This window comes from Spiroplasma litorale (assembly GCF_001267155.1).
Lineage (GTDB): Bacteria > Bacillota_I > Bacilli_A > Mycoplasmatales > Mycoplasmataceae > Spiroplasma_A > Spiroplasma_A litorale.
Genome location: NZ_CP012357.1, coordinates 859,842 through 872,413 on the forward strand (window position 1 = coordinate 859,842; position 12,572 = coordinate 872,413).

Below are 12,572 nucleotides of genomic sequence, written 5' to 3' on the forward strand. Positions count from 1 at the left end.
AATTCCTCCTATATTATTTTGCTACTTTAACATTAGCGTGTTTAATAACTCTATCGTACATTTTATAACCGTTTGAAATTACATTTGTAACTTTACCACTACTATATTTATCAGTTTCAATTTGTTCGATCGCTGAGTGAATTTCAGGATCAAAATCGTCACCTTCTTTTACAGCAATTATTGAAATTCCTGAATTAGTTAATGCTTGGTCAATTTGATTAATAATCATTTCAAAACCCATTAAATAATTTTTTATCTCAGGATTATCAGGAGATGTTTTTAAAACACTTCTGAACATATCAATTGCTGGTAGTATATTTGCGGCTAGCTTTTCTCCGGCATATTTTTTTACTAGCACATACTCATTTTGAAATCTTTTAACTGTATTTTGATTATCTGCTACAGCCATTAATTTCTCTTCTTCTAATTTTTGATTTTTTTCAATTAATTCAACAAGGAAGAGTTCTAATTTTTCAATATCACTTAAATTTTTTATATCTTTTTCTTCAACTTGTTCTGTTTTTTTATCTTTATTTTTTTCAACATTTTCATGATTTTTATCAACTTTTTTATCAATTGAATTGGTTTTTTCAAGTTTAATCTTTAACTTATTAATAAGTTCGAAAATGTCCTTACTGTTTTTTATATCCATATTTACTCCTCTCCTAAAAACTTGCTTTTTATTTTTTTACTGATTCAATCTAATAAATCTGAAACTTTGTCATACTCAATTCTTTTTGGTCCAATTAGAGCAAGTGCTGCTTTACTTCCTGACTGAGTTGTAAAATCAGTTTTTACAACTGCAATGTCATCATTTTCAATACCTGTTTCACTTCCAATTTCAAAAGATGGTTTTGAATTTTTTTTACTTTGAGAACTGAACCATGCAAATGGTGAAGCACTTTCAATAAATTCAATAATGCTTTTGATTTTTTTTGGATCATTGAACTCTGGGTTTTCTAATAAGTATTTAACTCCACTTGTTTTAGATTTATTTGATTCTGTATGAATCAATGCGCCAACTAGCGTTTGAAGAATAAACTCATATTTTTTTACTTGTTTTTTTAATATTGGGATTATTACTTGAGACTTTGTTTCTATTTCAGAAATCTTAGAATTAACTAATCTTTCATTAAATAAATCTATCGAAATCATCAAATCTTTTAAGGCAAATTGTTCTAAATTGATTGTTTTGTTTTGAATTTGACCGTTTGACAACACAAATAACACTGCTGCTTTATTTTGAGTTAGTTGAATTAATTCAACTTTTGATAAAGTTATATCCTCAAATTCATTTGAAGTAACAACAACTGCTGCTAGTTTTGTCATTTCACTAATTAAATTAGAAGTTTTATCTAAAATTTCATCAACTGATAAATCTCTTTTTGCAAATATTTTTTCAATTTTTGATTTTATATCATCATAATTGTTAACTTTCATAAGGTTATCAACATAATATCTATAACCTTTTGTTGAAGGAACTCTTCCTGATGATGTATGGGCCTTTTCGATATATCCTTGCTCTTCTAAAAAGGCTGATTCATTTCTAATTGTAGCTGGTGAAATTTCAATTTGAATTACTTCATGTATTCTTTTAGAACCAACTGGAGATGCTGTTTTAATGTATTCCTCAATTATTGCCTTAAGAATTTGATCTTGACGTTTAGTTAGCATCATAACCCTCCATTAAAAACACACAATCATAGTTTACCAATAGCACTCTAAATATGCAAGTGCTAATTTAATTTATTTGAGGAACTTATTACAAAATTGTTATTCTGCACGTCCACAACATAGTTTCTTTTTGGTTCAATTTCTTCAGATACAATTGCTCTAGCTATTAAAGTTTCTAAGTTCTTTTCGATATATCGTTTTATTGGTCTAGCACCATATTCTTTGTTATAACCTTCTTCTAATATTTTATCAATTGTGGCATCAGTAAAATTAATTATGTAATCATTACTAATTAAAATTCTTTCTTTAAGTTCACCTAATGTTTTGACAATTATTTCTTTTATTATTTCCTTAGATAATGCATTAAAAGTAATTACATTATCAATTCTATTTACAAATTCTGGTCTAAAGTATTTTTTAAGTTCTTCATCAATTACGCTTTGGTCAACGAGTTCATTTGGTGTACTCATTAAGTATTCTGATGCAATATTAGAAGTCATAATTATAATAGTATTTTTGAAATCAACAATTTTTCCAAGTGAATCTGTAATTCTACCATCATCTAAAATTTGTAAAAATATGTTAAATACATCGGGGTGTGCTTTTTCAACTTCATCAAATAAGACTATTGAATATGGTGCTCTTCTAACGGCTTCAGTTAATCTTCCACCTTCTTCATAACCAACATAACCTGGTGGAGAACCTATCAATTTAGAGACTGATTGTTTTTCCATATATTCTGACATATCAAGCCTAATCATTTTTCTTTCACTACCAAATAGTGTTTTTGCCAATGATCTTGCAACTTCTGTCTTACCAACTCCTGTTGGACCTAAGAACAAGAAACTTCCTATTGGTTTGTTTGGGTCTTTAATACCACTTCTACTTCTTAAAATCGAATCAGCAACTAAATCAATTGCATGATTTTGACCTTTAACCATTCTTCTTATGTTTGTACCTAAGTGAAGAAGTTTTTGTTTTTCAGTTTCCATTAAGTTTTCAACTTTTATACCAGTTCATTTTGAAATTATTTTAGCAATTTCATCTTCTGAAACTTCTTCTGATATTAGTTTTTCTTTATTACCGTCCAAAGATGTATTAAGTTGTTTTTGCAGTGCTGGTAAAAGTGAGTATTGAATTTCTCCAGCTCTTTCAAATTTACCCTCTGATTTAGAAGTTTCTAATTCAAGTTTTAATGAGTCAATTGTTGAGCGATATTTATTAATATCTGCGAGTAAGTTTTTTTCATTTTCTCATTTTGAATTCAGCTCATTTTGTCTTAATTTTAATGACTCTAATTCTTTTTGACATTGATTCAAACGTTCAACAGATTTTTCATCAACTTCTTTTGATAAAGCAGCTTTTTCAATTTCTAACTGCATTATTTTTCTATTAAGTTGATATAACTCTGTTGGTACAGATGCAATTTCAGTTTTAATTGTTGCACTAGCTTCATCTACTAAATCAATTGCCTTATCGGGTAAGAATCTATCTGAAATATACCTATCACTTAAAACTGCAGCAGCAATTAAAGCACTATCATGAATTCTAACACCGTGATATGACTCAAATCTATCTTTTAAACCTCTTAATATTGAAATTGTTTCATCAATTGTTGGTTCACTAACAACAACTTTCTGAAATCTTCTTTCAAGGGCAGCATCTTTTTCGATGTATTCTCTGTATTCTTTAAGAGTTGTGGCACCAATAACTTTAATACCACCTCTTGCAAGAGAAGGTTTTAACAAGTTTGAAACATCCATTCCTCCCCCATTACCAGTTTTACCAGCTCCAACAATTAAATGTAACTCATCAATAAATAGTATTATTTCTCCATTTTCTTTTTGAATGGCATTTACAATCCCTTTAATTCTAGCTTCATAATCACCTAAGAAACTAGCACCAGCCATTACACTTCCCATATCTAACTCAAGTATTTTTTTATTTTTTAAGTTACTTGGTACATCACCTTTATTAATTCTTTGAGCTAAACCTTCTGCAATAGCAGTTTTACCAACACCTGGTTCACCAATAAGAACTGGGTTGTTCTTAGTTTTCCTACTAAGAATCCTTATAACCCTCATTATTTCATCATCTCTACCAATAATTGGGTCAATTTTTCCCTCTTTAGCATCCAAAGTTAGATTCCTTGTATATTTATTTAATATCTCAGGATCATTCATCGGATCTGGTCTTTGATTAAAATCCATACTTATACCTCCCTTTGGTTAGCACTCTACTTGTTTGATTGCTAAACATTAATATCATACTAATATTTTTAGCAATGTCAATATCTAAGTGCTAATTTTTTTTCTTTTTTTCATTTTTTTTAATTAAATGTTAATATCTTGATTAGAGGTTAAAATGAAACATTTAATAAAAAGTATGAACAACTTGCACTATTTTCTCTAAATTAATTTAATTTAATTTAGAGGAGGATATAGTGAATAATACACATAACGTAATATTAAAAATTACGATATCGGCGCTAATTTCTGCTTTTCTTACAGTGTTAAATTTAATATTCTTTCTAATACCAGGCTTGGAACTATCATTTTTAATAATTGGCGTTATTTGTTTAATATATAGAACTGATATATCTTTTTTGATAACAATTGTTACATCTTTATTGTCCTTTTTATATAAAATGCCTGCATTTGATGGAGTTAGTTACTTATTAAGTAATCTAATTGTATTTGTATTATTTTCAACATTTAAAAAGCAGTTATTAAAGCAAAGGTGGTTAATATTTGTACTTTATATTTTTATTAGCGTTTTGTATGATAGTTTCTTGTTTGTCCTGTGATATATAGCAACCGATCTTCAGAATGCATTAGCAATATATTTATCAAGAGTTGTAGAAATACACGTAATGTTTACTGTTTACTTATTTATGCCAATATTATTATTTAAAAAATTAGAAATAATTATTTATAAAATATCAATTAGATATCAAGGAATTGTTAATGATAAGTATATAGAATTTTTAGAAAATGAGGCTTTAATAAATATGAATAAATATAGTAATAAAAAAAGTAACTATATATCACAGTTACTTTCACTCATAATAGCAATGAATGTTTTATTATGTTTTCTCGCATACATACCATATGCAATAAGTTTAAGATATAATTATAAATTAATATCAATAATACTTTCAGTGCCATTATTAATGTTATTTTTTACACCATTGTGGACGAAACTAAAGAAAAAAACGAACTCTAAAATTGTTTTGACTCACAATTGTGTTGGTCTAATCCTTGCAATTACACTTGCATTTATGGGTTTAATATTAAAAAATTATAATGTTGCATTAAGTCTTTTAATAGTAGGAGTTTTATTGTTTGGTGTATTCATAGCAGGTTTCCTTCCTATGAATATTGAAATGATAAAAAGTTATAGAATTAGAAATAATCAAAAAGTTAATACAAATAAAATTTTAGCTTTAACATGTTTTTTATTAACACCAATACCTTTTGTTATTGGACAATATGCAAAACCAGTTTACAACTTAACATTTTTCTTAGTATTAATGTTAGTAATACTATTTATTTTTGTTTTAAATAAAAATATTATGGATAAAGGAAATGTTTTAGAAGTTAATAAAGAAGATTTTAGTGTTGCTTGGAAAAATAAAAAATTTGTTGCAAGTATCTTTACCCAAAACTTTTTTATAGGAATTGATAAGTTTTTTGAATTTGGTTTGGTGTTTATATTCTTTATATGATTTGAAAACAAACAAGCAGGTTTATTATTGTTTCAAGAAAAATTATTTGTTTACTTATTATTAGGTTACTTTTTAAAATATGCTGGAAGAGGTTTTGCATATTTAATAAAAATAAATGAAAAAAATAGCAAGTCTTTAAACTTACTATCAAATATTCTATTTTTAATATCTTTTGTAATTTTACTTTCATTTACAGTTGCATTTTCATTTAATAATTTTGAGAATCAAAATTTAATTTATAAAGTATTATTAATATTTACTCAATTCATAATTGGATTTGGTTATGTTTTATTAAAAAGAACACAAACTAGATTGCATAGAAAAATGATTGATGAAAAAAATATTAATGGTGCATTTATACTAGATCATTTAATTGGTAATGTTTTATTCTCATTGTCAATTGCAATTATGTTCATTATATTCTTTATGTGTGTTACTGTTAATATCACTTCCTTTATAGCATTAATTTCTATATTGGTTGGAATATCTATTGTAATGTTAGTAGGTAATGTATTTATTAATAAAAATAGCAAATTAAAACAATCTTAATTTACAATAATTCTCATTCAAAAATAAAATAAGTGTCTGGAAATAAGTGCTTATAGTTAATTGGATGAGAGTTTTTTTATAGCTTTCATATTTTAAAATTAATTGAGCTTCAATTAAATAGTACTTTAGTGGAGTAATATTATAAAAAGCTATTTCATTTAAATCTAATGTCTTATTTATGCTAAGGTCATTTATTATTTTTTTAAGTTTCATTAGTATTTCAATTTGTGATCTATTTAAATTAAAAATATTATTGGGTTTTAATTCTAATTCAAACGAATAGAGAATTAGTTTAGCTCAATAGATGTATCCATTTTTAATTGAATAGGTCTTTTTTTTGTCTTTTTTTATTTTAAATCAAATGCTTGGATCATATCTTACTTTTATAATTAATAAAATCTTTAATAAAAATAACTCTAATCAACTGTTTTTAAAAAGTAAATTAAAATTATTAATAACTACATTTTTTATTTTGCATACATAATTGAGAAATAAATCATCATCGAGTTTATACTTTTTTATAAAATTATCTAAAGACTTAAATGATTTTTTATCAATACAATAATCTATAATTTCATTTAGTATTAACTCAATTTTTGAAATTGGTTTTCCAATAAAATAATTCATTAAACTATTATCAATCTCATTTAAATCAAATTTAAAGTTTTTTTCAAATGTTTCATTAGTAATAAGAAGTGATTTATCCATAATAAAACCCCTATTATTAAATCGATTAATTTTTATAAAAAAGTTAGTAAAATTTCATTCAATACGTCAAAACCTCTGCTTGTACAAAATAAATAATTATCTTTTAAATCCAATAGCCCTAATTCGATATTTTTATTAATTTGATTTTTAAAATGCAAGTATGCTTGTTTATTTAGCCCGTCACTAATATCAATACCCTTTATCATTCTTAAACCCATCATTATAATTTGAAAGTATAAATCATTTTCTTCTACAATCTCAAAAGTTTTTTCATATTTTGATACGTTACCAACGTTTTGAGTTAAATAATATTTATCTTTAATTTTTTCAAAGCCACTAGCACCATATCCTACCCCAACAAATAAATCACTTTTTCAATATGACAAATTATGAACCGAATTATAGATTTCTTTTTTTGAATAGTTAGAAATTTCATATCTTTTGTAACCTAATTTAACTAAACCTTTGTTAACATACTCATCAAACAATTCATCATTTTCAGGTTTATTATATTTTAATTTACCTCAAATTGAATTTTCTTTCATTATCAAAGAGTATCAAGATATATGTTCAGGTTTAATTTTTTTAATATAGTCTAAATCAACATCAATATTATCAATAGTCTGGTTGAATAGGTTATACATCAAATCAATGCTTATATTATTAAATTCTGCTTTTCTAGCTAGTTCAATTGCTTCAAGTGCTTTTTTATTATTGTGTTGTCTACCTATTTTTTGAAGTAAATTATTATCAAAAGTTTGAACCCCAATACTTAATCTATTAATTCCATAATTTTTATATATTTTTAATTTTTCTAAAGTAACTGATTCTGGGTTTAATTCAATACTGTATTCTATTATATTTTTTATATCAACATGCTTATTAATTATTTCTAGTAATTTTGTTGTTTGATCATTTGAAAGACAACTCGGTGTTCCTCCACCAATATATATTGTTTTTAAGCTATTAAATTTATTATTATAAGTTGATAGTTCATTATCAACTTTATCTAAATATGCATTTATTGATTCATCATTTTTAGGTTTAATAACTTTTGCAAAATCACAATAAAAACAAATATGTTCACAAAATGGAATGTGAACATATAAGCTATAAATATCTTTTTTTATTGTCGACCAAATTTTCATGGTTTAAGAGATTGTCCTTTTTTTCTTCTAATAATTAATCATGGTATTAATATAACAAACAATATTAATAAAATTATTACACAAAATAGTATTATACATATTTTATTAGCTCTTTTTTTAATTGCTTTTATTTCATGCTCAGGTATTATTTCATAACCATAGTATGAAATAATATTGTTTTTTCTATTTCTTGTTGAAATAATATTAACAACATGAATAAATAAAGCAACAAGTAATATTATTATATTTACTGTTATTTCTGATTCTAGTGTTTTTAGTGTTCCTATTGTTCAAAAGAAAATATATGCTGTTTTTCCAGCCTGAGTTTGTAATGTATATAGTATTCCTAATATAATTGAACCAAAAATATATGTTGAAAAACAAATTCAGTTTATATAGATTGATCTTGAAATTAATGATTTATAGTTTCTGGTTATAAAATATGGTATGGATTCATTTCCCATCATTAGATCTCTTTCATATCTTTTGACATTTGAAAAGAGTAAGGTAAAGTCTGCTAAACTTATACCAAAAAATCCAAGTGATATTATTAATAATAATATTGAGAAGAAAGGATACATTACATCTTCTTTTTTAAGACCTATATATTTTGTTATTGTATCATCAGTTTTATAATAAACAGCCAACATTAAAGAAGTCATTATTATTCCTGCAAGACCTACCGCAAACAATAAAAAGACTCTTAATTTTTCACTTTTTATTTCTTTTCCTATTTCCCTAGGAATAATATTTGCTTCGCGAAATCTTTTTTTATAACTATTTTGTTCTTTATAAGGATTATAGTTATTAGCAGTTGCGTTTGCATAATTTTGATTACTATTATAGTACATGTTTTGACCATTATGAAATTGATTTATATTAGAAAATTCATTATAACCATATTGCATTTGGTTATTAAATCCATTGTAATTATCAAAATTAACTGGTTTTGAGTTTTCATTTACATATCCATTACTTAAATAATTGTGATTGTATGGATCAAAATATTTTCTTGGATAGCTTGCTTCATTTTGATAATAGTTTTGATAGTTATCATTAACATTTCTTCTTTCAAAATCTAAATAATCTTGTCTATAATTAGCTGGGTTAATTCTATTATTTTGATAATTGTTATATTGTTCTGGATAATAACCACTTTGTTGAATATAATTTTGATTAGGATTATAATTTTGTATTTGTTGGTTTTCAAATTGATGATATTGATTATTTCTTAATCTATTATTATTAATTAAATTTTGTTGATAAGTTTGTATGTCATTTACTTGACTATTTTGTTGACTCATGTTTTGAGGTTGATTATTAATTTGTTGTTGTAAAGGGTTATAACTTTGATAACCATTATATTGTTGCTGACTTTGGTTTTGAGGTGCTAAGCCATATTGTTGTTGAGGGTTTTGATTATATTGCTGAGGTGCTTGATTTGGTACACCAAAATCTCCAACATTTTGAAAATTTTGTTGGTTATTCTGAACACTATTTGGTTTAAAAAAATCCACTATTTTGCTCATAAAAATGCCCCTTTTTTATAAGACCAATTTTAAATTTTCTGTGAACGATATGATTTTTTAACTTTTGCTAATTCTATTTCAAAATCATTTCTTAGATTTTCAAACTTTTCTAATCTTTTGAATTCATCTCCACTTACTTCTTCTTTTTCATATATAAATTTACGATTTTTTTTAAATAATATAAATATATATGACCCTATACATAATATACCTATCATTAAAAAAATTAGTAAAACTACTCATAACGGTAATGAAAAATCCAATACTTTAAATGAAAAATCAGATAAGTTTATCATAATATTCACCTTTTTTTGTTAGCCCTAATTGCAATATTTGTTTACAATTGTTTATATAATACCATATTTTTATATTTTTTATATTATTTTTTTTTATATAATTAATATACTTATATGTGTTTAAGAAAGGAAAATTATGAGTAATAAATGAAAAAAATATGATGTTGACGAATTAACAGATTTAGAGTATGAAGTTGCAATAAACAGTTCAACAGAACCACCATTTCAAAATAAATATTGAGACGAAAAAAGAAAAGGAATTTATGTAGACATTTTATCTGGGGAACCTCTTTTTATAAGTAGTAATAAATTTGATTCTGGTTGCGGATGGCCTAGTTTTACAAGACCTATTAATGATGATTTAATTAATGAAATTGAAGATAATTCTTATAATATGAAGAGAATTGAAGTTAGAACCAAAAATAGCAATATTCATTTGGGTCATGTTTTTAAAGATGGTCCCATAAATGATGGCGGTTTAAGATACTGTATCAATTCAGCCTCATTAAGATTTATACCAATAGAAGAGATGGAAAAAGAAGGATATTCAGAATATATTAAACTTGTAAAATAAAAAAACCAAATTGAAATTGTCAATTAAAATTGACATTAAAAAGATACTTTCTCCATACGAATTTCGTATGGAGTTTTTTTTATGATTTAGACAAGGTCTAACGTAATTATAAAACTCTATATAGTCAGAGATAATTTTATAAATATTTGAGTGATGTAGTTCTTTTACTTTATATGTATATATACATTCATTTTTAAAAGTTCCAAAAAAAGACTCACATGCACCATTATCTGGGGGGTTCCCTCTCCTTGACATAGAAATATTTATATTATTATTTTTACATAATCTTTCTCAAGTTTCATTTGTGAATGGTGCCTCCTGATCTGAATGAATTATTTTTGGAGCACCTCTTTTTTAATAGCACTTATTAAATTTGTATGACATAATTTATTATTAGGACTAACCGATAACTTTCAATCAACAATTTCAGAATTAAACAAATCTTTTATAACAGATAGATAAACATTTCCATTAATAGTTTTTATATAAGTTACATCTGTTACTCATTTTTCATTTATATTTTTAGAATTAAAGTTTCTATTTAATAAATTTTCAAATCTTAATGGACCTGATTTATCATAGTTTGGAACTTTCTTTTTCTTCACTGCTTTTAAACTCATTATTTTCATATATCTATAAACAACTCAAGGGTCTCATCTTTCTTTAAAGTATTTGTTTAAAAATAAAGTTATCATATTATAACCATATCTTTTTTTAAACAAGTAAAAAAGGCATCTTATCTTAATTGCTAAAATTCTATTATAATTTTTATACTTTGGTTTTCCGTTTTTAAGTCATTTTAAATATCCATACCTTGAAACTTTTAAATATAAACAAGATAATTTCAAAGAAAACATTCTTTTAACATTAAAAATGGCGAAGTACTTTTCCTTAGTCGTCTTCGCCAAATGCTTTTTTAAAGCTCGTTCCAGTTTCAAAGCCTCTCTTAATTCTTCGATGCTCATATCATCAGGTTCTTTAAAAATTCAATCATGAGATTTAAATTTTTTAATATTTCCTTTTGCTTGTGTTCCGCTACCTCATTCAAAGGCTCCTTCACCTTTAACTTTTACCTCTGACTTTCATCTTTTAATTGTGCTAGTACTAATATCAAACTTTAATGCTGCATTTAAAATACCGATTTTTTTTGATTCCTTAATTATATTAAGTTTTTCGTTTTTTGTTCATTGTTTTGCCATATAAAAAGAACACCTTTCAATAAAATTTTAACAATAAAAGTACTTTTTTACTGTCAATTTTATTTTAGATGTTCAATTGAAGAATTTTTTTATTATTTATTTTTTAATTTATATCAATTTCTAGTCTTCTTTACTTTATTTATTAATTCTTCAACAGACTCATATCCTAATTCTTTAAGTCTATCTCCTAATTGATTAACAATTTTATAACAAATCAAAGGATCTCACATATTTGCACTAGCAATACCAACTGCGGTTGCACCAGCCATTAGCATTTCAATAACATCATCAGTTGAACAAACCCCTCCAACACCTATTATTGGAATATCAACTTCATTTGAAACCTGATATACTGTTTTAATTGCAAGTGGTTTTAAGAAGCTTCCACTAACCCCACCAAATTTATTTGAAAGCACAGGTTCCATTGAGTTAATGTCAATTTTCATACCACTTAAACCATTTATCATTGTTAATGCATCAGCACCAGCATCTTTGCAAACTTTTGCTGTCTGAACGATATCTGGTTCTGTTGGAGACATTTTAATGTAAATTGGTTTTTTTGTTGCTGCTTTTACTTTTATTATTAATTCTTTTAAATAATCATAGTTAGAAGTCATTATAATTGAGTCCTTTTTTACATTAGGACAAGAAACATTTAATTCTATAGCATTAATTACTTGTATATTATCTAACATTTCCACCATTTCAACATACTCTTCAATTGAATTACCTGCAATACTTGTAATAACTGGAACATTCATTGAATCTAAAAATTCTATTTTAGTTTCAACAAATTTTTTAATTCCTATATTTTTTAAACCAATTGCATTTATATACCCACCATCAATTTCAGCAAATCTTGGAGTATTATTGCCTTCTTTTGGTAAATAAGTCACTGTTTTAGTTGTAATTGCACCTAATGTTGCTAAATCATAAATACTATTGAAGTACTCACCGTGAATCAATGGACCTGAAGCTATTATTACAGGATTTTTTAAATTAATACCTGGTATTTTTACAGAAAATTTATTTTGCATTTTTTTCTCCTTATTTTAAAAAGCAACCATATAAAAAGCCTATCAAATGATAGGCAAAATAATGTCTTTTATAAAAAGAAAAATGACATTACTTTTTTGCCTCACTGAACAAATTTAAAGTATACTTTTCC

Annotated in this window: 12 protein-coding genes; 2 read left to right on the forward strand and 10 right to left on the reverse strand. The window is 25.2% G+C overall.

The features are described from left to right. Positions 1–13 precede the first annotated feature (13 nt). The 3 genes from SLITO_RS03995 to SLITO_RS04005 are packed head-to-tail and all read right to left on the reverse strand — an operon-like array spanning position 14 to position 3,884. Positions 14–652: a nucleotide exchange factor GrpE gene (locus SLITO_RS03995; protein WP_075058486.1), complete on the reverse strand. Its 639-nt coding sequence runs from the start codon at positions 650–652 to the stop codon at positions 14–16. A 2-nt stretch (positions 653–654) separates the two neighbouring features. Beyond that, positions 655–1,677 (reverse strand): heat-inducible transcriptional repressor HrcA, encoded by a 1,023-nt coding sequence (hrcA, locus tag SLITO_RS04000; protein ID WP_083433373.1) that lies wholly within the window; start codon positions 1,675–1,677, stop codon positions 655–657. 59 nt (positions 1,678–1,736) lie between these two features. Next, positions 1,737–3,884 carry an ATP-dependent Clp protease ATP-binding subunit gene (locus SLITO_RS04005; RefSeq protein WP_075058488.1) on the reverse strand — a complete coding sequence of 716 codons (2,148 nt, stop codon included), beginning with the start codon at positions 3,882–3,884 and terminating at the stop codon, positions 1,737–1,739. 233 nt (positions 3,885–4,117) lie between these two features. Here SLITO_RS04005 and SLITO_RS04010 point away from each other — a divergent pair, with 233 nt between their 5' ends. Then, positions 4,118–5,950: a hypothetical protein gene (locus SLITO_RS04010; RefSeq protein WP_075058489.1), complete on the forward strand. Its 1,833-nt coding sequence runs from the start codon at positions 4,118–4,120 to the stop codon at positions 5,948–5,950. Here the strand turns inward: SLITO_RS04010 and SLITO_RS04015 are convergent. Genes SLITO_RS04015 through SLITO_RS04030 form a run of 4 tightly spaced genes read right to left on the reverse strand, consistent with a single transcriptional unit; the run spans position 5,936 to position 9,631 of the window. Then, complete coding sequence (locus SLITO_RS04015) at positions 5,936–6,658, reverse strand: hypothetical protein (protein WP_075058490.1); 723 nt, start codon at positions 6,656–6,658, stop codon at positions 5,936–5,938. The two genes, SLITO_RS04010 and SLITO_RS04015, sit on opposite strands and share 15 nt — an antisense overlap. 32 nt (positions 6,659–6,690) lie before the next feature. Continuing rightward, entirely contained in the window at positions 6,691–7,806 is a 1,116-nt protein-coding gene (gene hemW, locus SLITO_RS04020) for a radical SAM family heme chaperone HemW (RefSeq protein ID WP_075058491.1), read from the reverse strand. Continuing rightward, positions 7,785–9,335 (reverse strand): MSC_0882 family membrane protein, encoded by a 1,551-nt coding sequence (locus tag SLITO_RS04025; RefSeq protein WP_075058492.1) that lies wholly within the window; start codon positions 9,333–9,335, stop codon positions 7,785–7,787. The genes hemW and SLITO_RS04025 overlap by 22 nt, the downstream gene beginning before the upstream one ends. 29 nt (positions 9,336–9,364) lie before the next feature. Then, positions 9,365–9,631 carry a TIGR04561 family membrane protein gene (locus tag SLITO_RS04030; RefSeq protein WP_075058493.1) on the reverse strand — a complete coding sequence of 89 codons (267 nt, stop codon included), beginning with the start codon at positions 9,629–9,631 and terminating at the stop codon, positions 9,365–9,367. 136 nt (positions 9,632–9,767) lie between these two features. Between SLITO_RS04030 and msrB the strand changes: the two genes are divergently transcribed. Next, entirely contained in the window at positions 9,768–10,205 is a 438-nt protein-coding gene (gene msrB / locus SLITO_RS04035; protein ID WP_075058494.1) for a peptide-methionine (R)-S-oxide reductase MsrB, read from the forward strand. Here msrB and SLITO_RS06280 read toward each other — a convergent pair. The 3 genes from SLITO_RS06280 to SLITO_RS04050 form a co-directional block, all read right to left on the reverse strand. Further along, positions 10,137–10,541 carry an integrase core domain-containing protein gene (locus SLITO_RS06280; protein ID WP_407696205.1) on the reverse strand — a complete coding sequence of 135 codons (405 nt, stop codon included), beginning with the start codon at positions 10,539–10,541 and terminating at the stop codon, positions 10,137–10,139. The two genes, msrB and SLITO_RS06280, sit on opposite strands and share 69 nt — an antisense overlap. After that, positions 10,538–11,404, reverse strand: coding sequence for a DDE-type integrase/transposase/recombinase (locus tag SLITO_RS04045; protein WP_075058496.1), 867 nt, complete (start codon positions 11,402–11,404; stop codon positions 10,538–10,540). Before SLITO_RS04045 ends, SLITO_RS06280 begins: the two co-directional genes overlap by 4 nt. Positions 11,405–11,496: 92 nt before the next feature. Further along, positions 11,497–12,441: a dihydroorotate dehydrogenase gene (locus tag SLITO_RS04050; protein ID WP_075058497.1), complete on the reverse strand. Its 945-nt coding sequence runs from the start codon at positions 12,439–12,441 to the stop codon at positions 11,497–11,499. Positions 12,442–12,572: the final 131 nt, after the last annotated feature.